Source organism: Streptomyces sp. NPDC031365 (assembly GCF_055569765.1).
The window spans coordinates 78,987-105,580 of sequence record NZ_JBVIIM010000001.1 but is presented as its reverse complement, the minus strand read 5'-3'; the positions used below and the strand labels follow the sequence as shown (position 1 = coordinate 105,580).

Genomic DNA, 26,594 nt, shown 5'->3' with positions numbered 1-26,594 from the left:
CGTCTTGTACGTTGTTTGCATGCCCTCCCAGGCAACCTCCCAGGCAACCTCCCGGGCAGCGTCCCGGGCAGCGTCCCGGGCGACGGTTTCCGCCTGGCGGCCCCGCGTTCCGGGCGTCGTCGAGGTGTTCCACGCCCGCTTCACCGAGTACGCCTACCCGATGCACGTCCACGACGCCTGGACGCTGCTCATCGTCGACGACGGCGCCGTACGGTACGACCTCGACCGGCATGAGCACGGCACCCCGCACGACACGGTGTCCCTGCTGCCGCCGCACGTTCCCCACAACGGTGCCCCCGCCACCGCCGACGGGTTCCGCAAGCGGGTGCTGTACCTGGACACCAGCCGCCTCGGGGACGAGCTCATCGGGGCCGCCGTCGACCGGCCCGATCTGCGGGACCCCCTGCTACGGCGGCGTGTCGGGCAGGTGCACGCCGCGCTCGTACGGCCGGGGGACGAGTTGGAGGCCGAGAGCAGGCTGACGCTCGTCGGGGACCGGTTGCGGGAGCATCTGCGGTCGCGGGAGGTCCTCGGTCCGCCCCGGCGGGATCCCGTGCTCGCGCGGCGGCTGCGGGAGTTGCTCGACGAGCGGGTGGTCGACGGGCTCACCCTGGAGGATGCGGGCACGGCGCTGTCCGCCCATCCCGCCCACCTCGTACGGGCGTTCAGCGGGGCCTACGGCATCGCGCCGCACCAGTATCTGATGTCCCGGCGGGTGGGGCGGGCCCGGCGACTGCTGCTGGAAGGGGGGTCACCGAGCGGCGTGGCGGTCGCCACCGGGTTCTACGACCAGGCGCATCTCACCCGGCACTTCCGGAAGCTGGTGGGGGTCACTCCGGGGCGTTACCGGGCGACGGGCGTTGCAGCAGGTGCGTGAACGCGTCCAGATTGCGGGTGGATTCGCCGCGCGACACCCGCCAGTCGTACTCCTTGCGGATCGCGGAGGCGAAACCGAGTTCCAGGAGGGTGTTGAAGCTGCCGTCGGCGGCCTGAAGGACCTGGCCGAGGAGCCGGTCGATCTCCTCCTCGGTGACGGCGGAGAGGGGCAGACGGCCGGTGACGTAGATGTCACCGAGCGGATCGACGGCGTAACTCACGCCGAAGAGCTTGAGGTTGCGTTCCAGGAGCCAGCGGTGGACTCCGCCCTCGTTCTCGTCGGGATGGCGGATGACGAAGGCGTTGAGGGAGAGCGTGTGCCGGCCGGCGATCAATGAGACCGTCGTGGAGAGCTTGCGGGTGCCGGGGAGTTTCACCACGTAACTGCCGGGGGCGGGGTTCTCCCACTCCAACTCGGCGTCCTTCAGCACGCCCTCGATGACCCCCGCCGCCCGCTGCTGCCCTGCTTCCGCTGCCCTGTCATCAGCCATGGTGCGAGCGTACGTGACGGCGGTGGGCCTGGGTCGCGGCCGTGTAGACGTCGGCCGTGGCGGCGGCCGAGGTGTCCCAGCCGAAGGACTGGGCGTGCCGGGCGGCGGCCTCGCCCATACGGTCGGCGAGGTGCGGGTGGTCGGCGAAATCACGCAGCACGCGTGCGTAGGCGCCGGGATCGTGGCCCTGGACGAGGAAGCCGGTGTGCCCGTCCCGTACGGCGACCGGGAGGCCGCCGACCGCGGCGGCGAGCACCGGAGTGCCGGCGGCCTGCGCCTCTATGGCGACCAGGCCGAAGGACTCGCTGTAGGAGGGCATGACGAGCACGGACGCCGCGCGGAACCAGTCCGCGAGCTGTTCCTGCTCCACGGGCGGGTGGAAGCGGACCACGTCGGCGATACCGAGCCGCGCGGCGAGCTTCTGCAGGCCCTCCGGCTTGGCGAGACCGCTGCCGCTGGGACCGCCGACGACGGGGACGCAGAGACGGGTGCGCAACTCCGGGCGTTCGTCGAGCAGGGCGGCCACCGCGCGGAGGAGGACATCGGGGGCCTTGAGGGGCTGGATGCGGCCGGCGAAGAGCGGGATGAGGGCGTCCGCCGGCAGGCCGAGGCGGGCCCGCGCGGCGGCGCGGCCGTCGGCGGGGCGGAAACGGCCCAGGTTCACGCCGGGGTGGACGACGGCGACCTTGCCGGCGTCGGCGTGGTAGTGCCGCAGAAGTTCGTCGGCCTCTTCGGCGGTGTTGGCGATCAGCCGGTCCGCTGCGGCGACGATCTGGGTCTCGCCGATGACGCGGGCGGCGGGCTCGGGGGTGTCGCCGTCGGCCAGGTTGGCGTTCTTGACCTTGGCCATGGTGTGCATGGCGTGCACCAGGGGGACGCCCCAGCGCTGGGCGGCGAGCCAGCCGACGTGGCCGGAGAGCCAGTAGTGGGAGTGGACGAGGTCGTAGTGGCCGGGGCGGTGGCCGGCCCATGCCTGCATCACACCATGGGTGAAGGCGCACAGCTGGGCGGGCAGGTCCTCCTTGGCCAGACCCTCGTAAGGGCCCGCGTCGACGTGCCGGACCAGGACGCCCGGGGCCAGCTCGACGCTGGGCGGAAGGGCGGCGGTGGTCGCACGGGTGAAGATCTCGACCTCGATGTTGATCGCGGCGAGGCGCTGCGCGAGCTCCACGATGTAGACGTTCATACCGCCCGCGTCGCCGGTGCCCGGCTGGTGGAGCGGGGAGGTGTGCACGGACAGCATCGCCACGCGACGTGGCCTGCGGTGCAGGCGCAGCCGCGACGGTGCGGCGGGGGAGCGCCGCCCGAGCCTCGCGACGTACTGGCTCACGTGGCGTTCCTCCTCGCTGCGGGCATGGGACCCGGCACGGGTCTCGGGCACGAATCTCGGAGGGTCGTGCGGGCCCTCGGCGTCCACAACGCCGATTGGTTCCGTTCCCATTTCCGGTCGGCGTCCGGCGGTCCCGTTCTTTGCCGAATCATTACCAGCTGTCGCTCAACCGTTCGAGCTGTGGAGTGCGTGGCGCCCGTGCACCCGCATCGGGCCCCGCGTGGGTACGCCCTTACCCTCGGCGTATGACACTCCGCGCCGCTTCCCGCCCGGTGGGATCAGTGACGCGCGGGACCACCCAACCCAACCGGCTGCGCCGCATGGACCGCTGGATCGCGGCCACGCACGCCACGGAACTGCGCCGCGCCGAGGACCCCGTCGCCGTCGACCTGGGCTACGGCGCCGCGCCCTGGACCGCGGTCGAGCTGCTGCACCGGCTGCGCACCGTGGCGCCACGCGCGCGCGTGGTCGGCGTCGAGATCGAACCGGCCCGGGTCGCGGCGGCACGGCCGCACGAACGCGAGGGGCTGGTCTTCCTCCGCGGCGGCTTCGAGATCCCGGTGCCGGGTCGGCCGGTGCTGGTCCGCGCGGCGAACGTGCTGCGCCAGTACGACGAGGCCGAGGTCGCCGCCGCGTGGCGCCGGCTGTGCGCGCGGCTCGCGCCGGCGGACCCGGCGACCGGCTCACGCGGCGGGCTGCTGGTCGAGGGCACCTGTGACGAGATCGGACGCCGGCACGTGTGGGTCGCGCTCGGGCCGGAGGGACCGCGCACCGTGACGTTCGCGACCCGGCTGGGCTCGCTGGAACGCCCCTCGGACCTGGCGGAACGACTCCCGAAGGCGCTCATCCACCGCAATGTCCCCGGCGAGCCGGTGCACGCCTTCCTGCGCGACTTCGACCGCGCCTGGGCGGCCGCCGCACCCTACGCCTCGTACGGCGCCCGGCAGCGCTGGATCCGCGCCGTACGCGACCTCACGTCCGACTGGCCGGTAACCGACCGCCCGGCGCGGTGGAGGCAGGGCGAAGTGACGGTGCGGTGGGAGGCGTTGGCGCCGCGGGGGTGAGGAAGTACGGACCGCGGATCGGGGGCCGCGGACCGCGGATCGGGGACCGGGGATCGGAGCTCCGGACTCAATGCCCGTGGTCCCAGGCCGGGAACCCGACACTCGGGACCCGGCGCTCGAAGCCCTCAGCCCGGAGCCAGGAACCCGGAGCTCAGAACCCGGAGTTTGGAACCCGCAGCCTGGAACCCCCAGCACCTGGGCCCGGCGTTCGGCGTTCGGCGTTCGGCGTTCGGCGTTCGGCGTTCGGCGTTCGGCGTTCGGCGTTCGGCGTTCGGCGTTCGGGCGGGAACGATCTCCGTGAGTCGTTCGTCACATGGGCGGGGCGTTCGTCATGCCAGGGAATGACGGGTGGAGGGAGGCGGGAAGTACTCCCTCTGTTGTTTCGCACGCCGGCATGACAGCATCCCCCCGGCGACCAAGTGTTACTGACGGTTAATCAGGTGGGGGTGGCGTCATGGGGACAGGCAAGCGCGGGTTGCTCACGGCAGCCGTGACCGTGGTCTGCGCGGTCACCGTGCTGGCGGCACCGGGCACGGCGTTCGCGGCGCCCACTCCCCCGCCGTCCCCGGACACGGCCGCGAGCGTGACCGTGGTGGCCGACAGAGACCTCGAAGCCGTACGCAAGAAGCTCGAGAAGCTCTACCGCGCGGCGGCCGTGGCCACCGAGGAGTACAACGCCGCCGAGGAGAAGGCACGGAAGCAGAACGCCGAGATCGTCCGCCTGGCGAAGAAGATCGTCGATGGCCGGGAGAAGCTCGACGACCTGAAGGACCGCGCGGGCGCCGCGGCCGCCGCCCAGTACCGCGGTGGCGGGCTGACGCCCGAGGCCCGTCTCCTGCTGAGCGACGATCCGCAGGACTTCCTCGACGGCGCCGGCCGGGTGCGGCAGGGCGAGCACGCGACCAAGGGGTTGCTCGGGGAAATGACACGCACCCAGCAGGACTTGGAGCAGTACGCGCAGGACGCCGACGAGCAGTGGAAGAAGCTGGAGGCGGGCCGCAAGACCAAGGCCAAGGCGCAGAAGAAGATCGAGAAGCAGATCGAGGCGGCCGAGAAGCTCGAGTCCGAGCTGGAGCAGGAGGAGAAGGAGCGCCTGGCCCGGCTGGAGCAACAGGCCGCCGACCAGGCGCAGGCGAGCTGGCTGAGCTCCGGCATCCTCGACGAGATCGACGGGAAGGCGACGAAGCAGGGCAAGCAGGCCGTCGCGTACGCCACCGCCCAGATCGGAAAGCCGTACCAGTGGGGCGCCGAGGGGCCGAACACGTACGACTGCTCCGGACTGACCTCGGAGGCCTGGATCTCGGCCGGACTGGGCATGCCGCGCACCTCACAGGCGCAGTGGAAGCAGCTGAAGCGCGTCGGCGTCGAGGAGATGCGGCCCGGTGACCTCATCATCTACTTCGACGACGCCAGCCATGTCGGGATGTACGTCGGCGACGGCGTCATGGTGCACGCCCCGCGCCCCGGCCGGTCGGTGACGCTCGCGGGAGCCGGATCGATGCCGATCCTCGGGGTCGTGCGGCCGGACGCGGTCGCGAGCTGACCGGCGGATTTCACCGCCTCGATCCACTCAACGGCTCGACAGCACGGGCAAAGTGACCCAAAGCACATCAATCTCGCGACCAAACGCTCCACGCACGTGACGTTCGTCATTCGCTCAGCGTCTCCGGCCTGTCCAACTGCGGTAGCAAACGCGGCATATGACAGTGGCCGATGGCCGAGCGGCGTGGTTCACACCATTCCGCTGCGGCGCCGTCAACCGCTATGGTCCCCGTTCGAAGGGGCATCCCCTGCTCACACGCAGAGCTGAGAGCCGGGGACAGGGCCGAGATCCGTCGCCCCCGCCATGCCCTCGGGGGGAGGGAAGGAACCCGGAACAATGCCCGCACCCGTACCGCGGCAGAGAGCGACCCCGGCCGCGGAAGGTGGTCAGGCGCCGGCCGCCGCACAGAGCACAGGCTCCGCCCAGGACTCCTCGGAGGCCAGGACGGCGGTCCCGCACACGGCCACCCCGTCCCCGAACAGCACCGCGGACCGGGCCGGCACCGCGCCGGACAGGACCGAGACGGCCGCCCACACCAACCTCACGCTGCTGTTGATCGAGGACGACCCCGGCGGTTCGCCGATCGTGCCGGATCTGCTCGACCAGTCCGGCAAACCGATTCGCATCCGCACCGCCCGCAATCTCACCGAGGCCGAGCGACTGCTGACCGACGACGTCCACTGCATCCTGCTGGACCTCGCGCTGCCCGCACCGGGCCGCGCCGGCGACGGCGACGAGCTCGCCGTGCTCAAACACGTACTGCAGATCGCGCCCCGGCACGCCGTCCTCGCCCTGACCGGCGCCGACGACACCGAGCGCGGCGCGGAGGCGGTGCGGGTGGGCGCCCAGGACTATCTGGTCCGCGACGAGCTGGACGGCCGGCTGCTGAGCCGGGCGATCCGCTACGCGGTGGAGCGCAAGCGGTCCGACTCCGCCGAGCGGCGGCTCGCCGAGGGCCGTGTGCGCGCCCAGGAGAACCGCCGGCTGGAGCGCGGCCTGCTGCCCACACCGCTGCTGGACGGTTCCTCGCTGCGCTTCGCCGCCCGCTACCGCCCCGGCCGCTCGCGCGCCCTGCTCGGCGGCGACTTCTACGACGTCGTCCGCACCCCCGACGGCACCGTGCACGCCATGATCGGCGACGTCTGCGGACACGGCCCGGACGAGGCCGCCCTCGGGGTGGAGCTGCGCATCGCCTGGCGCGCGCTGACCCTGGCGGGACTGTGCGGGGACCAGCTGCTGGGCACCCTGCAGCAGGTGCTGGAGCACGAACGCTCGGACGACGAGATCTTCGCGACCCTGTGCACGGTGGACATCGCCCCGGACGGCCGCCGGGCCGGTCTCTGCCTGGCCGGTCACCCCTCCCCCCTGCTCGCCCGGCCGGGCATGCCCGCGCGCCTGCTGCCGTACGACAACAACGGCCCGGCGCTCGGCCTGCTGCCCGGCGCCCGCTGGCCGCGGATGCAGGTGGAGCTGGGTGCCGAGTGGAGCCTGATGCTCTACACCGACGGCCTGATCGAGGGCCGGGTCGGCGACACCGGCGAGCGGCTCGGCCAGGAGGGCATGGTGGAGATGATCCGCCGGCAGCTCTCCGAGGGACTGGGCGGGGAGGAACTCCTGCGGACCGCCGTGAACGAGGTCCGGGACCTCAACGGGGGCGAGCTGACGGACGACGTGGCGGTACTGCTCCTGGACCGGGGGGCGTGAAGCAGGCCACGATCGCGGAGCCGCCCCGAACCCGGGATGCAAGCCCGCCAGGATCGCGGTACGAGCCATCCGGACCACAGGGGGAGTCATCCCTGGCCGCAGGTGCTGGACCGCCCCGGACCCGGGGTGCGAAACCGGCCCTGTCCGGGGTGCGAACCGGACCAGCACTCCTTCCGGCGCGGGACCGGCGCGGCAGTGCCTCAGCGGCCGCCGTTGTACGGGCCGTAGGGACCGTCGCTGCTGGAGCCACCCTTTCGGGCGCGTCCGCCGCCGGGCAGGCCGCGGAGGGCGGGGCGGACGTCGACCATGTACACGATGGTCGCGATCAGCCCGATGATCGGCAGGAACGACAGGATGTTGAAAATCAGGTTCACCACGAAGGCGAGGGCGAGGATGATCAGCCAGAACGGCTTGGTCTTCTTGTCCGCCGCGCGGTAGGCGTCCTCACGGCGCGTCGCCGCGTCGATCAGCGCGAAGCCGCTGAAAACGATCAGGGCCACGCTCAACAGCCACATGAACCCCGCGAAGCCCTGCATCAGCACAACGTCCACCACCCGATTCGCTCGTCGTCCACGCCGTCACCGTACCCGCATCCCCCGGCCGCCTACCCCGAAGAACGGGCCGGGCACCACGAGAGTGCCCGGCCCGTCACACCACCGTGCGCCCACTCCTACTTCGCGGGCGGGGTCGTCTTCTTCGCGCTGGTCTTGCGCGCCGGGGCCTTCTTGGCGACGGCGGGCTTGTCGTTCTTGACCTGGACGGGCTCGGGCCGGGGCGCGGGCTTCGGCTCGACGGCGGGTTCGGCGGCCGGCTCGACGGCCACGGCGATGTCCTCGATGCCCTCGGCAGCCTCGCCGCGCCAGGTCCGCACGCTCTGCTCGCCGCGCTCCGCGACCTTCTCGTACGTCTCCCGGGCCTTGACCGCGTACTCGGCGGCGATGCCGACGCCGCGCAGGGCGAGGTCCTGGGCGTTCTCGCCGAACTTCTTCAGGTCGGTGTCGAGGGAGCCGATGAGCTCGCCGACCTTGACCTGGAGGTTCTCCTGGGTCTCCCGGACCCGGACGGTCGCCCGCTCCTGGACGGCCTTGGGGTCGGTGGTGCGCACGGCCTCGATGCGGGCCGGGGCCTCGGCGCGCAGCTGCTCCACCAGTGCCGGTACCTTCTTGACCTGCTGCAGCGCGAGGTCGGCGGTGCCGGCGGCGAAGTAGAGCGGGGTCGGGTCGCTGAGGGTCTTGCGCAGGTCGTCGGTGATGGCCATGGTGATGGTCCTCCCGGATATCGTTTCGGCTGAGGGTTTTTTGTGTGATCCGTGGCGGGCGGCCGGTGCCCTGGTCCGGCTCAGCCGGCCGTCTGCCGCGGATCGCTGTCGTTGCCGCCGGCCGCGCGGGGCCGACTCTTGTCTGAAGTACCGCTGCGGGCCGTACGGCTCCGGCGTATCACGGCACCGCCCTCCGCAGCGTCCACCGCGCGGTCGCTCGCGTCGACGGCCTCGGGCACCCCGGCCGTCTCTGCCGCTTCGGGGTCCTCCGTCACCTCACCGTCCTCGAAGCCGCCAAACCCGTTCTCCTTGCGGAAGGACTCGTAGATCTGGAGCAGCACCTGCTTCTGCCGCTCGGTCAGCGTGGGGTCGGCGAGGAGCGCGGCACGGGTCTCCACCTCGTCCCGGCCCCGTTCCGCGTCGAGGATGCCGGCCCGGACGTACAGCGTCTCGGCGGAGATCCGCAGCGCCTTGGCGACCTGCTGCAGCACCTCCGCGCTGGGTTTGCGCAGCCCGCGCTCGATCTGGCTGAGATACGGATTGGACACCCCGGCGGCGTCGGCGAGCTGCCGCAGCGACAGCTGCGCACTGCGCCGCTGCTCGCGCAGATACTCACCGAGATTGCCGACGTTGAGCGATGCCATGCCTCCACCGTGCCCCATCCCGCTAACTATTGCAAGCACCTGCTTGCAATAGTGCGCCACAGCTCGTTACGGAACCAGTGAGGCTGAGCACGATAGGTGTCGTATTTGCAGAGCATCTGTCGTAAGCCGTGCTGAGCTCCTGCAACAGGAGCACCCTCACGCATCTCCTCCACGAGTCGCTGGAGGAGGAGTGTCGGTGGGCTCTGCCAGTGTCTGCGTCATGGCTGAACTGGTGGAGCGTGTCGACGATCAAGATCGTGTGCTGGGGCTGGTCAGCCGTCAGCAGGCCGTCCGGGAGGTTGGCTGTATGGGGTCGCCTCAACGGGAGGCCGACACCTCATGCACGGAGCAGGCAGACGCCCCCGGGGAAGTTGATCCCTGTCGTGCTGCACGTAGCGTGAACCGCTAATTGGCCGTCGTGGCGACACCGTCTGTGTCGGCCAGCGCGGTCTGCGGCAATCCATGAGGGGCAATGCGCCGACGGATGTGCTCCCACAGCTCGTTGTTCCATGCCGCGAGACTGCGCATGGCAGGGTAATTGCTGTGAGGCTTGACGAGCCCGCCATGGAAGAATCTGGTCGCCTCGGCCATGGGGCCGATCAGAGTGATCCTGGGATCAGCGGCCCCATCGGCTCCTCTCGGGTGGAAGGCCTCGTCCAGGTCGAGACCACCAGGCGCGAAGTGGTCGTCAGCGCCCTCCTCCGGGTTGCACCACAGGCGGAACTTCCCGCGCCGCAGCAGGTTGGGGTACAGCGGAGCGCTCTCCACAGTGGGGGCGAACCCTGGCATGCGGGCATCGACCACCACGTCCACCCGCCGACGGGCCCCCGTTCGGGTTCCGTGCACCACGAAGTGGTCATCGTCCCTGTCGATCTTGCTGTCAGGACCGGTTCCGGCATCGAGGAGGCCGCAGCGGGCCAGCGCCAGCAGCTTCTCCATGACGTCCGGCACGGGCCCGTACGAGAGCCGGTTGTGGTGACGCAGCCAGCTCTGCAGGAAGGTCTGGTGCGAGACGGGGGTCAGTCCGCCGTTGTTCACCGCGTACACGATCACCGTGCGCAGACCGCGCCACACCACGTCGGCAGCAGTTTTGGCGGGATTGACGAAGACGCCTTGCCTGGCCCAGGCGATGTCTCGCGTCATGAAGTCGACGAGTGCGACGCGGTACTCGTCGGGGGTGTTGGTGGCGCGGGCGGGGATCGGACGCACTGTGCGTTCCCACGAGAACCGGTTGTCCCGCAGCAGCCGCTCGTGCCGCCACAGGGGCTTCAGGTCGGCGACGGCGACGGCGGTCTTCTCCGGACACTCCACAACCGCAGACAGCCTCTGCGCCGCGCTGGCCCCGAAGACGACGGCGACATAGCGTGCGAGCGCGGCGTCGAACTGCCATCGGCGGTCCTCGCCGATGAGTCGGCGGTAGGTCGTCAGTCCGTCCAGAAGCGCGTCGATCGCGGCTTCGACCTCATCGACCAGGGCCTCCACCGGGGCAAGCAGTCGGGTCAGCGGGTCTGCGGCGTCGGCCGAGGCCGCGCCTCCTCCCTCGAGGAAGGTCTCATAGGCGGGCATGACCTCTTGGACAAGTGCCGCCGCGAACTCCCTTCCCAGCAGCATGGCGTAGTGCCAGTAGGCCATCTCCAGAATGATCAGAGGGAGAACGTGGTGTTCGTACGCCAACTGCATCCGTTCCTCGCCACCCACGTGGCGTGCCACCCCGTAGGAGTCGCGGAGCCGGTCGATCGCCTCGTAGGTCAGGAAGACCCCGCGAGGCGTGACGCTCGGGGTGCCCTTGACTCTCATGGGCCGGGCGAAGGCGAAGAGCCCCGACTCGCTGGAGGCCACGATCGCCCGTGGCTCGCGGCCCGACGGAACGTAGGCCAGCGTGTCGTCGGCCTGCCGGACGAAACGTCCACCGCGGCCTTCAGTGAGGTGGAGGATGACGTCGACCGCCGTCAGCATCGTGCCCGAGCAGCCGACCACCTGCCCGGAAGGCACCGCTTTTTCTGACAACCGCTCCTCGAGCGGATAAGCGCAGGGTATGAAACGCGCTGTGGCGGGCCGGACGCCGACCAATTGTCGTTGCCGGCCGGGCGAGGGGCTTGTGTCCGGCAGGGTGTGTCCGGTGACCGTCAGCACGTGGTGGGCAGCGATCTGGTGGTCACCGTCCGCTGTGACGATCCGCAAGGTCTCTGCGCCGTCCTCCACCAGATCGGTGACCTCGGTTCGGTGGAGATGGACCGACACACCAGGATGGCTCTTGAGGATCTCCACGTACCGGGAGAAGAACTCCTTCAGCGCCAGGCCATGGACACGCCGTTGCGGCAGGCTGCCGGGGGCGATGTCGAAGCGGGAGTCGCCGCTTTCCCGAAAGCGCCGGACGCACCATTCGTACAGGGAGAGACGTAGCTGGGGCGGGAGAAGGGCATGGGCTCCGGCCACGCTCTCATCGGCGCCGAAGCAGATGTCGGTGGCCGCCCGGTTGAGGAGGCTGGTCCGCGGCTGGCCTGGATGGTGAATTCCCCCCGCACCAAAGTGTCCGGTTTTATCGAAGACGTGCACTTCGAGATGGAAAGGGAAAAGAATGGTAGGAACCGTTGCCGCGAGGCGTTCCATGGCATACGTGCAGTAGGGCCCGCCGCCAATGATGGCGAGGCGCGTTGGTTCCACATCCACCCCCGTGGCGGTTCATAGCTGCCTGGTTGCAGGCTACACCCGGCAGATCTGTGCTGGTCAGGCACACGAGAAACGTGCCTATCACGCGGGCTTGCCGTAGACAACAATGCTTCGAAACACGCGCCCTAACCGCATTCCGGCAAAGTTGGCCGATATTGAGCGGTAGGCAAGTAAGAGCGCCACGGGCGGGCGGCAATCAACTATCACGGCGGCGCGCTCATGACAAGAGTTGACATGAACCTCAGGCGAAGGCGATTCTTCCGGCGGGAAGATCCCTTCCCTGTCCAGGGAATCACCGAAAGGATTTCTGATGCAGACCGAGAACGTGGTTGTCGAAGAGCAGCAGGTGTCCGAGGTCGCCGAGACCGAGGCGCCCGTCTTCGAGCTCGACCTGACCGAAATCCAGCCCACCGCTGGCCTCAAGCAGGGCTGTATGTGATTTTCCTCCCTGGGGCCCGGCGTAATCTCTGTCGGGCCCCAGGGGCATTTCTCGATGTGATCGATGGCGGCGCGTTTCTCGAAGGGGAAGGCATGAAGGTCCGAAGCGCCCTGGATCTGCAGGTTCAGGTAACAGATGGTCACCTCTGCTTGCACAGCCCCCGAGAGGGTTCCACCTACCACGCAGGGGTGATCGCTCGCGGACCTCTGTCCACACTGCTGATGGCACTCGGGGAATGGCTGCCCTTCGACGCTGCTGCTCGAAAAACAGCCGAGGTGGCAAAGGTCTCCCTACCTGCCGCCCAAGCGGAGGTACGACGTCTGCTCGCGGCCGGCATTCTCGTGAGCGATGAGGATGGGAGTCAGCAGGACCTCATCGACGGGGCCGCCCACTGGGCAGGTTTCGGCTGGCGTGAAGCGTTCTCGTATCACGCACTGTCCGACGCAATCCAACGGGTCGATTACCGCGACCAGGACGGGCAGCGTCACGACGTCGCCCTGATGAAGCAGTATGCAGCGGAACGGCTGGCGCCTCCGGTTCATATGCCTGACGTTTCCACCACCCGCCACCCGCTGCCGCCGCCGGAGAAAATACTCGGCGCGGGCGTCGGCGATGTCATCGGGTACAGGGAGACGCACACCGGGACGGGGCTCCCGCTCACCGCACAGCAACTGTCGACCCTTCTGTGGTTTGGGTTCGGACAGATCGGCTCCAAAAAACTTCCGGTGACCGGAGAGCACGTCCTGAAAACGAGTCCCTCCGGGGGGAGTCGCCACCCCACAGAAGCCTATGTCCTGCTGCTCGAGTCAGACGACTACCCGCTTGGCGTCTATCACTACGCGGTGCGCGACCACAGCCTAGACTTCATCACCGACGAGATGAGCCGAGACTGGGTCGACAGATACGTCACCGGAAAACCTGAATGGCTTGACTTCGCGCCGTCAGCGGTTCTCGTTCTTACGAGCCGCGTTGAGCTCAGCATGCACCGGTACCGGGAAAATTATTCCTACCGGCCCGTCCATCACGACGTCGGACACCTTATAGAGACCACGGGGATAGTGGCAGAGGCAATGGGCTGCGAGACCTTCCGCGGCTATTCCATGGATGACGACGAAGTGAGTAGGAAAATCGGCAACGAGAGGCTGATGAATCCGACGCTCGCCTTCATGCTTCTCTCTCGATAGGACTTTTCATGCGATTCAGGCTCAACGAGTTCATGAGGGTTCGGATTGAGGACCCCTTGATCTGCGATCTCCTGCTGGAGCGCAGGTCGTACCGCCTGCCGCACCCTTCCTGTCTGCCGGTCCTGGCCTCGATCGACGGCCCGCTTGAAAGGAACCAGATCGTCAGTCGGTTCCTCGACGCCCTGGTCGTGGAGGACGACCGGGCAGCGGAATTCGTCGACAAGCTCATCGAGGCGCACGTGTTCTGGCCGGAGGGGTACGCCCATCCGCTGATGCCCCAGGTGCGCACCTGGCGGGAATACGGCTGGACCGACGCGCTGATCTTCCACTGCCTCACGGAAGGGCAGTCGTACACCGACGTTCTGCACGCCGAGACGCCCGAGACCCCGGCCGAGGCGCTCACCCGCCGTCTCCGCGACGGACAGCTGCCCCCGTTCTGGAAGGAACTTCCCGGCAGGTACGAGAAGTTGCCCGAGCCGGAGAGCTACCCCTCGCGAGACCTCGCCGACGTTTTGCTGTCACGGCGCACCCACGTCCCCTGGTCCGGCCAGAAACTGACCGCCGAGCAAGTCAGCAGGGTGCTGCACGATGCGAACATCCCCCTGGTGAGGCGGCGCTGTGCGGCCGAAGAGGGGTACCGTAACGACCCCTCCGCCCTGATGCGGAACATCTACGGCGATCTCGAGTCCTACCTCATCGCCTACGACGTGGCCGGGGTGGAACCGGGCATCTATCACTACCACCCCCGGGATCACGCTCTCGGCCTGATCGCCGCAGGTGACTTCCGCGAACGTGTGCGGGATGCCTTCGTGGGCCAGGAACGGGCCGGCTCGGGATCCTGCTCGGTGCTCATATCCGCCGTGTGGGAGCGGCACATGTTCCGGTACGCCGGCAATCCCCGCGGCTACCGCACGATGATGATGCTCATCGGCCAGTTGGCCCAGCGCTATCTCGTGTCCTGGACCGCCCTCGGCTACACGACATTCCCCACCCCGGCGCACTACGCCGAACTCACGGACGCCCTCATCGGCAGCCAGCGGTACGAAGAGTCGGGCATCTACCTGATCACAGCAGGCTGACGGAACCACGATGAGTACAAGGACCACGAGCGGCGACCACGAGGCAGCTACGCCCGACTCCTACTACGTCCAGGGCGCTCTGGAGTTCCACAGCCTGTCCAGTTACGGTGAGTTTCCCGAGCCGTACCGGCCGGTCCCCGAGTCCTCGCCCGACCTTGAGGAGGAGCGGCCCTCTGCCGGACCGGGGCCCGGCCTCGCCGCTGTGGCGGACATGCTCAAAGCGCGCCGGTCCGTGCGCCACCGACGCTCCCGCCTCGACCTTCCGACCGCGGAGCGAGTGCTGCGGACCGCCCTGGCCCCCGACGACGCCACCGGGCACTGGCCCTACCCCAGCGCGGGCGACCTGCGGGCCGTGACCGTCTACTGTGCCGCATTCGACGTGGTAGGCGCCGAGCAGCGCATCAGCCAGTTCGACCCCCGAACGAGCCGCCTCCGTCCGCCCGCTGTAGCCGCACACGCACTGCGTGGCGAGGCGCTGTTGCGGACAAGCACCGTCGACCCTGCCACGGTCCAAGCGGTATTCCTGTTCGTCGGGCACCTCGGCCGTGCGGGTGGCCGCTACGGCGAGCGTGCTTATCGGTACCTGTTGCTGGAGGCTGGCCACATGGCCCAGAACCTTTCGCTGGTTCTCGCCGCACAGAACCTGGCCGGATGCCCGATCGGCGGTATCCACGACGACGAGGCCCGGAGAGTACTGGGCCTGACGGATCCCACCGCGGTCTGTCTGTACGGACTGGCGATACCGTGAACCGGCTCGGCGACATACGCGCGGCCTTCACTGACTGCGGGGGCTGCGACACGCTCTGGGAGAGTGAACGTCACGCGGCCGACTGGGCGCCGCAGCCGCGCCCCGCCGTGTCGTTGCTGCACCCGCTGTGCCCGAAAGACCACTGGGACCTCAGCGCAGATCCCGAGCCCGCGCTCCACTCCCTGACGCCGGGGCTGGGCCCCCTACTCGCCACGGACTTGACTCATGACGAGGGACTGGGGCTGTGGATGTCCGACGTGGCCGTCACCCTGCCTGTGGGCGCCGCCCTTCAGCAGCGTGCGATCGTAGCCGGCGCGGTCGCTGACGAGCCACAGCGCGCGCTTCTCCTGGGATGGACCGAGGCACTGGAGCGTCGCTGTACCCTGGCCCGGCCGCGGGGCCACGTCCGCCTCGCGTCGTACCCGCGGGCCGGGACTGACCGCGCCGCTGCCGCCGATGAGCCCCAGTGGTCGCTCGAAGGACGCCGGTTCGCGTCGGCGGAACCTGTGTGGCTGCCCTACGAGCGGGGTGTTCACCACAGCCTGCTGCGGGGGCAGGGCAGGCGGACAGGGACGGATTCGACCGGGGTCGCCGCCTACCCGGAGCCGGGTGGGGCCCGGATGCGCGCCCTACGCGAGTGCGTCGAGCGGGCCGGTCTCGCGCGGTGGTGGAGCACGGTCGGCAGCGAGCGGTGCGCACGGCACACACAGACGGTGAACGCCAGGCTCAGGCGCTCAGCCCTGGCTCCGCGCGCCGCCACGGCCGATGTCTGGCACACCCATCACGCAGGACACCATGTCGCGGGCTGCCTGATCACCACGGCCACCAACCTCGGGCCGCACGCCGTCTTCGGTTCCGCCGCGCACCGGTCTGTCGACGCCGCGGTCGAATCGGCCTTCCGTGAAGCACTGCAACTGCACCTGACCCGTGTGCTCGTGGTGAGCGACGACCGTCGACCGGAATTCGGCCGCAGGTATATCGGCAAGGCCGTCCGAGAGACCTTCCCGGCCGCCTTCCGGGAAACCTTCCCGCTTCAGGACCGGTGCGTCCGTACGGACGGCGGCCACCAGGAGACACCAGAGGATCCGGCCAGGGCACAGGAGGACATCACGCAGGAGGCTGTCGAGGTGGACTGCGGGGACGCGCTGACCGACCGGCTCGGGCTCAGCGTGCTCCGTGTGATCCTTCCCTCCACCGTGCGCTTCTCGGCACAGACCACGGCGTCAGGTGGTCTGAATCCGGACTTCATGGGGGTGTGACGACATGAGCCCGGACGCAGCCTGGAAGCTGTCCCCGACCCTGTCCCTGATAACGGTCCAGGGACAGTGGATCATCGAGGATCCCCGCCGCGGCAGCCATCGCCTCCTGAACACCCTCCCGTCGTGGCTCCTGTCGCTGCTCGCCGCGCTTGCCCAGCGGGGCGATGCCTCGTGGTCGGAGCTGACCGCCTCAGCCGTCGGCCAGGGAGTGCCCCACGACCGTGCTGACGCCTGCATCCGTTCACTGGCGAAGGCCCGCCTCATCGTGCCGGCCGACTCGCACGCGCCCAGCCGGGACGCGTCGGCTCTGCGCGATCACCAGTGGGCCCTGGCCTCCGAGCGGATGGACTACACCGACGAGAGCGCCATCGCCGATGACATCGCGCTGATGTACCGCTACGCGGAAAGCTCTCCGCCTCCGGCGCCCTGCTGGGAGCCGGAGGTCGGCAGTGGCGGCATCACGCTCCCGCACCCCATGCTCGACCACGGCGACCGCCCACTGGCAGACCTCGGCCGCTTGTTGTTCTTCACCAACGCGATCCTGAACGACACCAGTATCGGCCCCCTGCCTCGCTCGCGCCGCGTGCCCCCTTCGCACGGCGCCTCGCACCCGTTCGACCTGACGCTCCTTACAGCCCGGCCATCCGCAGACGGGACGACCGCCCACTACGGCTACGACGCGGCAGCTCACGCCCTCGTCCGTCTGAAAGCCGAGACGGCGGCGCCCACGCCTGTGGCGCCGCGAACCGATGTCCTGTCCGTGCACGCGGCGCTCGAACGCGTGCAGTGGCGCTATCGGACGAGCACCGCCTACCCCACCCTCTTCCTCGACCTCGGCCACCTCGTCGAGACGCTGTTCCAGGTCGCCGAAACGCTGAAGTTGGATGTGCTGGAGATACCCCACGACGACGAACCGGTACTCGACTCGCGGCTACCCGGGCTGGGCCCCCTGTTCGCGCGCTTCGCGCTTTACCCGTGCGCCGAGGGAGGGAACCAGTGAACCTGGACGTCCAAGCAAAGCGAGAACTTCGGTCCGCCTGCCGTTCGTTGGACGAAGAGCTGAGCAGCGGCGGCCCCTGCCGCCGGGCAGCGCTGGACACTGTGGCGAGAATGGCCGGCCCTTGGATGGGCGACTGCACTCTGCGCACGGCGCGGCACGGCATCGCGACGGGCGACTGGCTGCCGTGTGCCGACGACGCATGGCGCACCCTGCGCAGCGCATCCGGCCCATGGATCGTGATCCTCCCTCTCCCCGGCCCCGTCGATCACCTGCCGCACGTGCTGTGGACCTCCCCCTGGCACACGGGCGAGCAGGCGCTGCACGACGCGCGCCAACGGCGCACCGCCATGACGTGGTCGCTGTTCGGTTACCGAACCCCCGCCGCTCCGCCGCTGATGAGGGCCCGCACCGTGCACCACGGCCCCGGCGTCCTCGCCGCGGCCGACGGCCTGGGCCGACTGCCGGTGTGCTCTCCCACGTTGGCGCTCACCCGGCCCACCTGGGCGCTGCTCAACTCGGCGGAAGGCCACGTCCTGCCCGACCCTCTGTCGGACGTAGCAGGTCACCAACTGCTCGAGTGGGCGGCAGCCGCGTCCGTCCTCGCGATGGAAGGGCCCCTGCACGCCAGGCGGCTCCCCGTTCGCCAAGCGCCGCCCGGTGCGCGGGTACGCGCCGCTGCCCTGATCGGCCTGTGCGGCGGCTGGCTGTTCCTGCACCGGAGCGATCCCTCCTTCAGGATCGGTCCCCACGAACTGCCCGAACCACCGTTGCCGAAAGGCGAGCCGGACAGCCACCGACGCGCGGTGCAGGACGTGCTCCGCCTATGGCGGCGGGCCGACTCGGCGCGGACCACCGCGACCGCCGTCGACACCGTTCTGGGGCTCCTAGGCGGCGCACTGCCCCTGCTCATGTCCTCCAGCCCCGCCGGGTTCCACGCATTCGACCACTGGTTCCAGGATCGCCTCTCCGTCGCCCCTGCGCCTTAGCACCGGCAACACCACACCGCCCTCCCACCGGACCCGCCCGTCGAACAGAGAACAGGAAACACCGTGCCAGCCGTCGTCGCTAACAACCTCTCCCGCATATACCGAAGTTCAAGCGGCGGATTCTTCCGCAAGAAGATCAAGGAATTCGAGGCACTGCGCGGTATCGACCTGGAGATCCCACAGGGCAGCCTCTTCGGGCTGCTGGGCCCCAACGGGGCCGGCAAGACCACCACGGTCCGGATCCTGACCACCCTCCTGGTTCCCACCGGCGGATCGGTCACCATTCAGGGAATCGACGCCGTTGCCGAACCGCACCGTGTCAGGGAGAGGATCGGCTACGCCCTCGGCGGCGACAAGGGCTTCTACGAACGGCTGAGCGCACGGGACAATCTGCGTTTCTTCGCCGACCTCTACCGGGTCGCCGCACGTGACCAGCACAAGCGCGTCGATCAGGTACTGGAACTGGTGGATCTCGGCGACCGCCAGGACGACCGCGTCGAAGGTTATTCGCGGGGCATGAAGCAGCGGCTCCACATTGCGCGGAGCCTGTTGAACGACCCGGACATCATCTTCCTCGACGAACCCACCAACGGCCTTGACCCGCTGGCGGCACGCGACATCCGCCAGGCTGTCAAGCAATTGCGCACCGCTGGCAAGACCATTCTACTGACCACGCACTACATGTTCGAGGCCGAGGAACTCTGCGACCGGCTCGCCGTCATCAACCACGGCAAGATCATCATCGAGGGCACCTCACGCGACCTGGCCGATGCGACGCAGACGGGTCTTGTCGCACGAGCCGAGTGCCGTGGCGCCACCGAGGCGGTGTGCGAGCACCTGCAGTCCACCGCAGGGGTGATCAGCGCTTCCCTGGAGAGTCTGGACGACCGTGAGCTTGTCACCGTACGTCTGTCGGTGAGCTCGACGGCAAAGGCAGAACAGCTCGTCAAGCAGGCACTGGACGAGATCACGGATGTGCGGGTGCTCCACCTGTCGCTGCGGGAGCCGACGCTGGAGGACAGCTACATCGCCCTGGTTAGCCGGGGAGACGGTGGAGGACGTTCATGACCGGGCCGCTCGCTTCAGACGCTCTGCGCGCTTACGGGTTCGCCACGTTGTTCCATCTCAAAGATCTGACCAGGGAACGCGCGGAACTCGTCCTTAACATCGCCACTCCACTGTTCTACGCAAGCATCGCCTACTTCATCTTCGTTGCCGGGGGGCGCAAGGAGAATGCGGCGAACCTGATGCTCGGGGCAGGGCTGATGGGGATGTGGAGCGTGATTCTCTTCGGCGCCGGCACCGCGATCAAGAACCAGCGGATGCTGGGCACTCTGGAAGTGCTGCTCGGTGCCCCCAAGCGGTTCTCCTCGGCCATCGCCCCGCTCACCACTGCGGTTTCGTGCTTCGGAGCCTCCGCCATCGTGTGCACCTGCGCCTGGGGGGTGCTCGTCTTCGACGTCCCGCTCGCCGCGCACACCATCCCGGACCTTCTGCTGGGCGCAGCCGTGGTCGCCGTGTCCATGGGAGCGTTCGGTCTCGTCGTGGCGGCGCTCTTCGTCCACGTGCGGCGCGCGGAGAGCCTCGCGTCGCCCCTGCTCGCACCCCTGTGGATGATCTCCGGCGTACTGGTTCCGGTAACCGCGCTCCCTCACGTCCTGGAGCCTGTGGCCTACCTGCTGCCCATCGCCTGGGGAGCCGACGCGCTGCGCGCCGCCGCGGCCGGGGACCCCTACCTCACCTCGCTTCTCGGATGCCTGGCGACAGGCATTGGGTACGCACTTCTCGGCACATGGACAGTGAACCGTGTCGCACGGTCCTCGCGAGTCAAGGGAGAGGCGAACCTGTGGTGACTGCATCCATCGACCGGACGCCGCTAGTGGGACCGTTCACCACCTGCCGCCGCACGGCAGTGCTGTCCTTCCGGGCCCTGTTCAACTGGCTCCAGCCCAGCCAATTCCTTCTTGCCATGGTGGCCACACCGATCATGGAGTTGGTCTTCTACACCTACCTCGGTGACCATCTGGGCATCGAGGACAGCAAGTTCTTCGTTCTCGGGGGCTCCATGCTCGCGGCGTGCCTGCCCTCCATCGCCGGCGGCGTCATGGCGCTGACCAGTGAACGCTACTTCGGCACTCTCGATCACCTACTGATGAGCCGCCGATCCCGCGCCTACCTCCTACTCGCACGCGCGCTCCCCTACAGCCTCGCCGGACTCACGGCCGCCCTACTCACCCTGTTCGCCGGCATGTGCCTGCTGTGGACGTGGCTGCCGCCCCGCCAGATCGGCGTCTTCCTCGTGGTCATGGCATGCGGATGCCTCTCGGCCGCCTTCTTCGGGATGGCACTCGGCGTTCTGGGACTGGTCATCCGGAACGTCTTCATGCTGCTGAACATGGCCATCATGGGGCTGTCGCTGGGAGCCGGACTGCTGGTGCCCACCGCGGTGCTGCCCGGCTGGCTGAACGCGGTGTTCACCGTCCTGCCGGTGCACCACGCGTCTGCGGCCGTTCGCGGCTACTCCGACCACGGCGACCACAAGGCGATCTGGACGGCTGCCGGCTGCGAGCTTCTGGTGGCCCTGGGATGGGCCCTGGTCGTCCTCGTGGCGTTCCATGCTCTCGAAAGGCGGATGCGGCGTGGCAATTCATGACCCGGACTCCCCGCACGAGGGGACACCGCCGGGCGCGGTACTCCTGGTCTCGCCCGAGGCGGGCAACGACCTGATCGCGGGTGCCTCGGGCGCCCCAACGCTGCTGCCGGTGCACCTGCCCGCACAATGGCGCGAGGCACCGACGGTCATCCGAGCCCTCGAGGAACAACTGGGCTGCCCCGTCTTCCTGCGCAGGGAACTGCCCCCCAGGACCGGCCGGGCCGGCCGGATATTCGTTGCCGAGGTGGCCGACCGTCGCACACCGGGGCTCAGCCACCTCACCTGGTTCCCCGCACACGACCGGCTAGAGGAGCTCGCCGAACTCTTCGCCCCACCGGCCGGCACCACGGCACCGCCCGATGCGGGCACCTTGCTGGCCGACGACACCTTCTGGACCCCCTACGCTCCATGGACGTCAACCGGCTGGTTCGACCGGCTGCATCGCGAAGTGACCGCGTACTTCGGCGAGCACGTGGAAATCCGCCCGCTCAAACTGCGCTATGACCGCTACCTCCTGCGCGTCGCGTGCAGGGACGAGTTCTACGAGATCCACGCCCGGCCCAGGACCGAACAGCCCGTGTGGCGCTGCCCGTCGCTCGCCGAACTGGACGACGTCCCCCTGCTCAACGCGCACATCCCCGAGGTGCTCGCCCACTGGCCGCACCTCGGCGCGAAACTTGGACGCGCTCCCCTGGGACAGCGGCTGGCGGACGACGGAAGCCTGACGGCATGGGACGCGACGGTGCGGGACTGGGCTACGAGCCAGATGGCGTGTGCCGACCGGTTCGGTCCCGATCAGCACATGAAGGACCTTCTCGACCGGCTGCATGAGGAGTTCCGCCTGACCCTCCGGGAATGGCGGGCCGTACAGGAATACATTCCGGGGTTCGGGGACCGGGCCTTCGACTGGATGACCCAGAGCGTCAATACCGCCTTTGACGCACTCGGCCGCAGTCGGCTTCCCGTCAGCATCATCAATGGCTCATTGAATTGCCACACAGCATACCTCGGCAAAGACGGGATGCAGATATCCGAATGGGAACCCCGATACCTGGGGCACCCGTTCATGAACCTTGCCACGCTGCTGCACGTACGCGGTGGGTCGTTCACATCGTTCTCACAGTCCCGCCTGGCACAGCCCTACCTGTCGGCCTGGTTGAAGAACTTCCCCATGGCCGAGCCCGGCGGAGAGGTACGCGGGGCGATCACCGCCGGATGCGCGGTGCAGGCGATGACCACATGGCGAAGCACCATCAATTCACCCGAGATCCGTGCCCTTTCCCTGGGGGCAGACCTCGCCTCCTGGTGGGAAATCATCATCCGCAGCTCGCTGTGAACACACCGGACGCCCAGGAAAGGGAAAGGCTAATGGCGCATCTTTCATGCCCGGGTACACTCGGCGCATGATATGGGTACGCCCTATGCAGGAAGAAGACATCTGCGACGTTTCGACGGTGCGGGTGAAAGGCTGGCAGGCCGCCTACCCGGGCATGGTGCCGCAGGACTACCTCGACGCACTCACGGTCGCCGAGGACGCCCGCATGCGACGTGACATGTTCGCGCGCAGCACGGGCAGTGTCCTGAACCTCGTCGCTGAGGAAGACGGCGCCACGGTCGGCTGGGCGGCACTCGGCCCCTCCAAGGAAGAGGACCGGAGACCCCAGGACGGTGAACTGCTCGCCCTCTACGCGGCCCCTGACCGCCTCGGCACCGGCGTCGGGAAAGCGCTGATGCAGCAGACTCTGGTCGCTGCCCGGGAACGCTCGTTCCACAGGCTCGTGCTGTGGGTGATCGCCGCCAACACAAGGGCGCGCCGCTTCTACGAGCGGGGCGGCTTCGTACTGGACGGCCATTCGGCGGACTGGTCGGTCAACGGCACCGCGGTACCCGAAGTCCGCTACTGCAAGGATCTCGCACCGCCGAACCTACGTGGGTGAACTCAGCAGGGCTTCGCTTCAGCTCTTCTGCCCGCCGGAAGATCCATGACCGCTTGCCTGAGCGGGACCGAGATCCAAGACGGGCGGCGAAGCCAGGTGCTCAGTGCGCGATCAGCTTCTCTCAGCCGTTGCACGAGAGGGGCCAACCGGCGCCGAGCATCTTCCGGATCATGTGTGTCGAGCAAGTTCGCCGCGATGTCGAGTACAGCGCCGACGGCAAGGGGCTCTGCGGGCGGCGCGGTGTAGGGCTTGGAGGTCTTCTTCTTGCCAGCGGTGTTGAGCATGGGCTGGGCCTGCGCGGCGCGGGAGGCGTGCTCCGCGTCGAGCGCGGCGGCCAGAACGGGCGTGCGGGCGTACGGGCGGGCCTCTGGCCAGGTCCGGAAGACCATGGCAACCACGGCTCGTAGGTCGGCGAAGTAATGAGCTACGGCGACCGGCGCCCCCGCGCTCGTTGTGGTCTCCGGACCGCCTGTGTCGAGTAAGTCCGCAAGGTGCCTCTGGACTTGGAAGAGCACGTTCATGGTGACGGGATCAGGCTCCTCGGGCAGGGAGTCCTGCCGGGTCAGGTCGGCTCCGCAGGCATCTGTGGGCTGCTCGTTCGGTGCCAAACGCGCCTCCGTGAAACGGCATTGCCACGGGTTCAGCGTGTCGTCGGACAGGCGCGCGATGGCGCTTGCTGTACGGGCGGACTGCGCGGGCGTTCCGCAGTCGGGACATCGGTGGGAGAGAAGGCGTCGGTGCCGGACGCAAAGGAAGATCACGGGGAGGCGCCAGAGCCGTTGCCAGGGGCCACCGTGGCGGTTCTGGATGGCGGCGCCGTTCCCGGCTAGGCAGAGCGGGCAGTAGCGCGTGGAGCGGGTCAGGACCCACGGGTTGTCGTAGATCATCCGGACCGGGGTGTTGCGTGGGGTGAAGGTGGGGTTCAGCGGCCCGTACCGCTGTCCGATCGGGGCTAGGAGCATGTCGGTGACCTCGGCGGGCGTCAGGTGGGCGGCGTTGGCGAAGTCCGTGAGGTGTGCGTCGTCCAGGTGGTGCTGGAAGCTCAGGGGCAGGCGGGTGGGCAGGCCGGGGCGGTCGCCAGGTGCCAGGCCTGTGCGGAGAGCGATGTCTGCGGGTGTCGTGCCCAGCCGATGGGCCAGACGCAGTACGAATCCGGTGAGGGTCTCGTCGGACAGCGGGTCGAGGCTGCGGGGCAGGGGGCGCATTGTCAGCCGTTTCGTGGGCCGCGGAGGTAGATCTCGGGGCTCGAACTGTCCGCCGCCTCCTTCACGACTCCGAGCACCCACTGCAGCGCAAGGGACGTACCAGGAAGGCGTGCGAGGTCTCGGAAGGTGTCCCGGTGCAGCACGAGGGCGGCGTCGTAGAGCGGACCCAGCACCCTCTTGGTCCAGTGCTTGTCGCGGGCTTCGAGTACGCATTCGGCGATGCCCAGTACCGCGCCCATGGTCAAGGGGGACTCCATAGGCGCGAGCAGCGAGTTGATCCCGTATGGCCTCTTTGATCCGCCCGGCGTGCGGCGTCGGCTGTCGCGCAGTCGCTGCTCGGCCTCTCGCTCGATCGTCTGTGCCAGGGCAGGTGTCGCGGCGAATGGGCCCGCCTCCGGCCAGGAAGCAAGGATCAAGGTGGCCACAACTCTCAGGTCGATGAAGTACTGGGCGACCGGTACGAATTGGCCGCAACTCATGACTCTCTGCGGCCCGTCGGTCGACAGCAGCGCGTCGAGGCGTTCTTGGAGCGTCAGCAACGCCTTGAGCGAGTCAGCGTCGTCCGGAGCACGAGCGGGTCGGATGCGGGAGAGGTCGGCCCCACAGGCCGACCGACCCCCACCCGAGCGGGGAGCGGATGACGATCGGCACTGGGCCGGATGCAGATCTTCCATTCCCGGGCGAGCGATCAGGCCTGCGCGAGCAAACTGACCGGGGGTGCGACACGTGGGGCAGACCCGGTGGAGGAGCTGCTCGTGCCGGACGCAGGCGAAGACCACCGGCAGCCGCCACGTCCGTTTCCAGGCACCCCCGTTCAGGGTTTCCTGCGGGCTTCCATCGCCCGCGAGGCAGGACGGGCAGTACTGGGATGTCCGTACGAAGATCCAGCGGTTGGGACGGTCCAACTGCCGTGGACTCGTCCACGGCCGGTATCGCCTGCTCACAAGACCGTAGCGATGTCCCATGGGGGCGAGCAGCAGTTTGTCGGCCTCCGCCACGGTCAGATGTGCCGCGCGTGCCGCCCGGGCAAGGCGTGGCTTGTCCATGTCCGCCAGCAGCCAGGGCGAGACGACGCCGGGGGTCTCACCCGGTCCGTCCATCAACCCCAAACGGGCGGCGACTTGCGCCGGGCTCGTGGCGTTGTGACGGGCGAGGCGGAGAATGAAGCCGACGAGGGTTTCGTCTTCGAGTGGGTCGAGGCTGCGAGGCAGGGGACGCAGGGTCATGCCTCGGCCGCCGGAGGTGTGCCGCGGTCGTCGAGAACCGTGTTGCGACCCTTCCGAGCCTTCGGGGTCTTCCGGGTTGGTTTCGCCTTCGGCTGCGGGGCAGTGTCCACGTCGGGGATCTCACCCGCTTCGGCGTCCCGTGCGCCGTCCTTGCCCGGGACGTTGCCCAGGTTGATGGTGATCTCGTCGAGGAGGTCGATGGTCAGGTCCTCCAGACCGCTCTCCATGGCCGTGGTCAGCCCGTCCTCGACGAGGCGCCGCAGGAGACCGACGATGCCGTGGGTCCGGCGGTAGAGGTACTCGGGCATCAGCCCCTGGGACAGCGTGCCGGGGCCGGCGTTGAAGAGCCGGATCTGGTTCTCGACGCCGACGAGGTGGTCGATGAAAGCCGCGATACCCGCGTCGCTGCTGTAGTCGAAGGGGTCGAGTGTGACCAGGTCGAAGCGGCGCTCGGTCTGGGTGGAGGCGTCGGGGTTGTAGCTCTTGCCCTTCTTCCGTGGTGCGTAGACCCACTGGTTGGTGCGGGGGTCGTGCCAGCCCTCCCTGAGCAGGCCGGAGCGGGGAATGTTCACGCCGATGAGGACGAGCGTGACGTCCAAGTCCATCAGGCCGCGGATCAGGTCGAGGGTGTCCTGGTCGTCCTCCCGGTGCATCTTCAGGCGGGTGATGTCGTCGATGATCAGGACGGTGGTGGCGTGCGCCTTGATCGATTCGCGGGCGTTGCGGATCATGCCGCGCAGGTTCTTGCCGTAGGGGGCGCCGTAGTAGTCAAGAATTGCCTCGCACAGGCCGATCGGGGTGGCCTTCACCGGGGTCTGGCAGTAGGCGACCGGCGCGATCAGGTCCCGGGTGCCGGGCATTGGATCGAAGTAGCACTCGGGGTACTGCTCGAACAGGTCACGCCAGGTGTCCTCGAACTCGGCGGCGGTCCGGCAGGCGGTCTCCGTCTTGCCCTGGTACCCACCGCCGTTGATCATCAGCCCGTCCAGGGTGCTCGGGCCGATACGCATCGCGTTGTTCTGGATCCGCGAACGCATCAGCGTGGTGACCATCTCGCTCATCGGGGTGTCCAGCATCTGCATGTTGACGTGCGTGGCCGCGCGGTGCAGGTCATACAAGGACTTCTTGCGCGGGCTCATCAGCCCGTACTCGGCCAAGGAGATCTTCCTCACCGGCACAAACAGATCCCGTGTCCGGCGGAACTCCTGCCAACCCTCATGCCGGGTCCGGTCCGGCCTCGGGCCGAAGCGCAGGAACGGCACGGGAGCGTTCGGCGGCTCCGGTGGCAGGTTGCTCAT

At 68.6% G+C, this 26,594-nt stretch carries 25 protein-coding genes and 1 pseudogene; 16 read left to right on the top strand and 10 right to left on the bottom strand.

Features of this window, described 5'->3' with window-relative positions; genetic code table 11:
• The first annotated feature begins 19 nt into the window (after nucleotides 1-19).
• On the top strand, nucleotides 20-877 hold the full coding sequence (locus tag ACZ5C2_RS00550; protein WP_468784996.1) for an AraC family transcriptional regulator: 858 nt from the start codon (nucleotides 20-22) through the stop codon (nucleotides 875-877).
• Here ACZ5C2_RS00550 and ACZ5C2_RS00545 read toward each other — a convergent pair.
• On the bottom strand, nucleotides 831-1,367 hold the full coding sequence (locus ACZ5C2_RS00545; protein WP_468784994.1) for a type III secretion system chaperone family protein: 537 nt from the start codon (nucleotides 1,365-1,367) through the stop codon (nucleotides 831-833). The genes ACZ5C2_RS00550 and ACZ5C2_RS00545 overlap by 47 nt on opposite strands.
• Nucleotides 1,360-2,697 (bottom strand): D-inositol-3-phosphate glycosyltransferase, encoded by a 1,338-nt coding sequence (gene mshA, locus ACZ5C2_RS00540; RefSeq protein WP_468784992.1) that lies wholly within the window; start codon nucleotides 2,695-2,697, stop codon nucleotides 1,360-1,362. Before mshA ends, ACZ5C2_RS00545 begins: the two co-directional genes overlap by 8 nt.
• Before the next feature lie 245 nt (nucleotides 2,698-2,942).
• Here mshA and ACZ5C2_RS00535 point away from each other — a divergent pair, with 245 nt between their 5' ends.
• From ACZ5C2_RS00535 to ACZ5C2_RS00525, 3 genes are all read left to right on the top strand, one after another.
• A complete protein-coding gene (locus tag ACZ5C2_RS00535; protein WP_468784990.1) occupies nucleotides 2,943-3,761 on the top strand; it encodes a class I SAM-dependent methyltransferase in 819 nt (272 codons plus the stop codon).
• A 454-nt stretch (nucleotides 3,762-4,215) separates the two neighbouring features.
• Nucleotides 4,216-5,304, top strand: coding sequence for a C40 family peptidase (locus tag ACZ5C2_RS00530; protein WP_468784988.1), 1,089 nt, complete (start codon nucleotides 4,216-4,218; stop codon nucleotides 5,302-5,304).
• A gap of 336 nt (nucleotides 5,305-5,640) precedes the next feature.
• Nucleotides 5,641-7,008, top strand: coding sequence for a PP2C family protein-serine/threonine phosphatase (locus ACZ5C2_RS00525; RefSeq protein ID WP_468784986.1), 1,368 nt, complete (start codon nucleotides 5,641-5,643; stop codon nucleotides 7,006-7,008).
• A 200-nt stretch (nucleotides 7,009-7,208) separates the two neighbouring features.
• Here ACZ5C2_RS00525 and ACZ5C2_RS00520 read toward each other — a convergent pair whose 3' ends face one another.
• The 4 genes from ACZ5C2_RS00520 to ACZ5C2_RS00505 all read right to left on the bottom strand — a co-directional run bounded on the left by ACZ5C2_RS00520 (nucleotide 7,209) and on the right by ACZ5C2_RS00505 (nucleotide 11,574).
• Nucleotides 7,209-7,544: a DUF2516 family protein gene (locus ACZ5C2_RS00520; protein ID WP_468785742.1), complete on the bottom strand. Its 336-nt coding sequence runs from the start codon at nucleotides 7,542-7,544 to the stop codon at nucleotides 7,209-7,211.
• A 134-nt stretch (nucleotides 7,545-7,678) separates the two neighbouring features.
• Nucleotides 7,679-8,266, bottom strand: a complete 588-nt coding sequence (locus tag ACZ5C2_RS00515; RefSeq protein WP_468784984.1) for a hypothetical protein — start codon at nucleotides 8,264-8,266, stop codon at nucleotides 7,679-7,681.
• Between the two features lie 80 nt (nucleotides 8,267-8,346).
• A complete protein-coding gene (locus ACZ5C2_RS00510; protein ID WP_468784982.1) occupies nucleotides 8,347-8,910 on the bottom strand; it encodes a helix-turn-helix domain-containing protein in 564 nt (187 codons plus the stop codon).
• Nucleotides 8,911-9,315: 405 nt separating this feature from the next.
• Nucleotides 9,316-11,574 carry an FAD/NAD(P)-binding protein gene (locus ACZ5C2_RS00505; RefSeq protein WP_468785740.1) on the bottom strand — a complete coding sequence of 753 codons (2,259 nt, stop codon included), beginning with the start codon at nucleotides 11,572-11,574 and terminating at the stop codon, nucleotides 9,316-9,318.
• A 316-nt stretch (nucleotides 11,575-11,890) separates the two neighbouring features.
• Between ACZ5C2_RS00505 and ACZ5C2_RS00500 the strand changes: the two genes are divergently transcribed.
• From ACZ5C2_RS00500 to ACZ5C2_RS00445, 12 genes are all read left to right on the top strand, one after another.
• Entirely contained in the window at nucleotides 11,891-12,019 is a 129-nt protein-coding gene (locus tag ACZ5C2_RS00500; protein WP_468784980.1) for a hypothetical protein, read from the top strand.
• 56 nt (nucleotides 12,020-12,075) lie between these two features.
• Entirely contained in the window at nucleotides 12,076-13,203 is a 1,128-nt protein-coding gene (locus ACZ5C2_RS00495) for a SagB family peptide dehydrogenase (RefSeq protein WP_468784978.1), read from the top strand.
• 56 nt (nucleotides 13,204-13,259) lie between these two features.
• Nucleotides 13,260-14,282 carry a SagB/ThcOx family dehydrogenase gene (locus ACZ5C2_RS00490; RefSeq protein ID WP_468784976.1) on the top strand — a complete coding sequence of 341 codons (1,023 nt, stop codon included), beginning with the start codon at nucleotides 13,260-13,262 and terminating at the stop codon, nucleotides 14,280-14,282.
• A gap of 10 nt (nucleotides 14,283-14,292) precedes the next feature.
• Nucleotides 14,293-15,030, top strand: coding sequence for a SagB/ThcOx family dehydrogenase (locus tag ACZ5C2_RS00485; RefSeq protein ID WP_468784974.1), 738 nt, complete (start codon nucleotides 14,293-14,295; stop codon nucleotides 15,028-15,030).
• Nucleotides 15,027-16,289, top strand: a complete 1,263-nt coding sequence (locus ACZ5C2_RS00480; RefSeq protein WP_468784972.1) for a YcaO-like family protein — start codon at nucleotides 15,027-15,029, stop codon at nucleotides 16,287-16,289. Before ACZ5C2_RS00485 ends, ACZ5C2_RS00480 begins: the two co-directional genes overlap by 4 nt.
• Before the next feature lie 4 nt (nucleotides 16,290-16,293).
• Nucleotides 16,294-17,289, top strand: a complete 996-nt coding sequence (locus ACZ5C2_RS00475; RefSeq protein ID WP_468784970.1) for a nitroreductase family protein — start codon at nucleotides 16,294-16,296, stop codon at nucleotides 17,287-17,289.
• Nucleotides 17,290-17,399: 110 nt separating this feature from the next.
• On the top strand, nucleotides 17,400-18,275 hold the full coding sequence (locus tag ACZ5C2_RS00470; protein ID WP_468784968.1) for a hypothetical protein: 876 nt from the start codon (nucleotides 17,400-17,402) through the stop codon (nucleotides 18,273-18,275).
• A gap of 63 nt (nucleotides 18,276-18,338) precedes the next feature.
• Complete coding sequence (locus ACZ5C2_RS00465) at nucleotides 18,339-19,343, top strand: ABC transporter ATP-binding protein (protein ID WP_468784966.1); 1,005 nt, start codon at nucleotides 18,339-18,341, stop codon at nucleotides 19,341-19,343.
• Nucleotides 19,340-20,128: an ABC transporter permease gene (locus ACZ5C2_RS00460; protein WP_468784964.1), complete on the top strand. Its 789-nt coding sequence runs from the start codon at nucleotides 19,340-19,342 to the stop codon at nucleotides 20,126-20,128. Before ACZ5C2_RS00465 ends, ACZ5C2_RS00460 begins: the two co-directional genes overlap by 4 nt.
• Nucleotides 20,122-20,928 (top strand): ABC transporter permease, encoded by an 807-nt coding sequence (locus ACZ5C2_RS00455; RefSeq protein ID WP_468784962.1) that lies wholly within the window; start codon nucleotides 20,122-20,124, stop codon nucleotides 20,926-20,928. The genes ACZ5C2_RS00460 and ACZ5C2_RS00455 overlap by 7 nt, the downstream gene beginning before the upstream one ends.
• On the top strand, nucleotides 20,891-22,264 hold the full coding sequence (locus tag ACZ5C2_RS00450) for a hypothetical protein (RefSeq protein WP_468784960.1): 1,374 nt from the start codon (nucleotides 20,891-20,893) through the stop codon (nucleotides 22,262-22,264). Before ACZ5C2_RS00455 ends, ACZ5C2_RS00450 begins: the two co-directional genes overlap by 38 nt.
• A gap of 67 nt (nucleotides 22,265-22,331) precedes the next feature.
• The gene (locus ACZ5C2_RS00445; protein ID WP_468784958.1) at nucleotides 22,332-22,865 is read left to right on the top strand and encodes a GNAT family N-acetyltransferase; all 534 of its coding nucleotides are present in this window, start codon (nucleotides 22,332-22,334) and stop codon (nucleotides 22,863-22,865) included.
• A gap of 2 nt (nucleotides 22,866-22,867) precedes the next feature.
• Here the strand turns inward: ACZ5C2_RS00445 and ACZ5C2_RS00440 are convergent, their stop codons facing one another.
• The 4 genes and pseudogenes from ACZ5C2_RS00440 to ACZ5C2_RS00425 form a co-directional block, all read right to left on the bottom strand.
• Nucleotides 22,868-24,070, bottom strand: a complete 1,203-nt coding sequence (locus ACZ5C2_RS00440) for a TniQ family protein (RefSeq protein ID WP_468784956.1) — start codon at nucleotides 24,068-24,070, stop codon at nucleotides 22,868-22,870.
• A 2-nt stretch (nucleotides 24,071-24,072) separates the two neighbouring features.
• Nucleotides 24,073-24,609 (bottom strand): hypothetical protein, encoded by a 537-nt coding sequence (locus tag ACZ5C2_RS00435; RefSeq protein ID WP_468785794.1) that lies wholly within the window; start codon nucleotides 24,607-24,609, stop codon nucleotides 24,073-24,075.
• A gap of 264 nt (nucleotides 24,610-24,873) precedes the next feature.
• Nucleotides 24,874-25,296: pseudogene (locus ACZ5C2_RS00430) on the bottom strand (TniQ family protein); the annotation flags it as partial.
• Nucleotides 25,293-26,594 (bottom strand): TniB family NTP-binding protein, encoded by a 1,302-nt coding sequence (locus ACZ5C2_RS00425; protein WP_468784954.1) that lies wholly within the window; start codon nucleotides 26,592-26,594, stop codon nucleotides 25,293-25,295. The pseudogene ACZ5C2_RS00430 and the gene ACZ5C2_RS00425, both read right to left, overlap by 4 nt.

Bases quoted from the DNA above. Each gene is read 5' to 3' on its own strand.
- ACZ5C2_RS00425 (WP_468784954.1), bottom strand. From the start codon at position 26,594: ATGAGCAACCTGCCACCGGAGCCGCCGAACGCTCCCGTGCCGTTCCTG.
- ACZ5C2_RS00445 (WP_468784958.1), top strand. From the start codon at position 22,332: ATGATATGGGTACGCCCTATGCAGGAAGAAGACATCTGCGACGTTTCG.
- ACZ5C2_RS00485 (WP_468784974.1), top strand. From the start codon at position 14,293: ATGAGTACAAGGACCACGAGCGGCGACCACGAGGCAGCTACGCCCGAC.
- ACZ5C2_RS00460 (WP_468784964.1), top strand. From the start codon at position 19,340: ATGACCGGGCCGCTCGCTTCAGACGCTCTGCGCGCTTACGGGTTCGCC.
- ACZ5C2_RS00525 (WP_468784986.1), top strand. From the start codon at position 5,641: ATGCCCGCACCCGTACCGCGGCAGAGAGCGACCCCGGCCGCGGAAGGT.
- ACZ5C2_RS00470 (WP_468784968.1), top strand. From the start codon at position 17,400: ATGGCCGGCCCTTGGATGGGCGACTGCACTCTGCGCACGGCGCGGCAC.
- ACZ5C2_RS00520 (WP_468785742.1), bottom strand. From the start codon at position 7,544: ATGCAGGGCTTCGCGGGGTTCATGTGGCTGTTGAGCGTGGCCCTGATC.
- ACZ5C2_RS00500 (WP_468784980.1), top strand. From the start codon at position 11,891: ATGCAGACCGAGAACGTGGTTGTCGAAGAGCAGCAGGTGTCCGAGGTC.
- ACZ5C2_RS00515 (WP_468784984.1), bottom strand. From the start codon at position 8,266: ATGGCCATCACCGACGACCTGCGCAAGACCCTCAGCGACCCGACCCCG.
- ACZ5C2_RS00450 (WP_468784960.1), top strand. From the start codon at position 20,891: ATGCTCTCGAAAGGCGGATGCGGCGTGGCAATTCATGACCCGGACTCC.
- ACZ5C2_RS00545 (WP_468784994.1), bottom strand. From the start codon at position 1,367: ATGGCTGATGACAGGGCAGCGGAAGCAGGGCAGCAGCGGGCGGCGGGG.
- ACZ5C2_RS00530 (WP_468784988.1), top strand. From the start codon at position 4,216: ATGGGGACAGGCAAGCGCGGGTTGCTCACGGCAGCCGTGACCGTGGTC.
- ACZ5C2_RS00550 (WP_468784996.1), top strand. From the start codon at position 20: ATGCCCTCCCAGGCAACCTCCCAGGCAACCTCCCGGGCAGCGTCCCGG.
- ACZ5C2_RS00510 (WP_468784982.1), bottom strand. From the start codon at position 8,910: ATGGCATCGCTCAACGTCGGCAATCTCGGTGAGTATCTGCGCGAGCAG.
- ACZ5C2_RS00535 (WP_468784990.1), top strand. From the start codon at position 2,943: ATGACACTCCGCGCCGCTTCCCGCCCGGTGGGATCAGTGACGCGCGGG.
- ACZ5C2_RS00475 (WP_468784970.1), top strand. From the start codon at position 16,294: ATGAGCCCGGACGCAGCCTGGAAGCTGTCCCCGACCCTGTCCCTGATA.
- ACZ5C2_RS00440 (WP_468784956.1), bottom strand. From the start codon at position 24,070: ATGCGCCCCCTGCCCCGCAGCCTCGACCCGCTGTCCGACGAGACCCTC.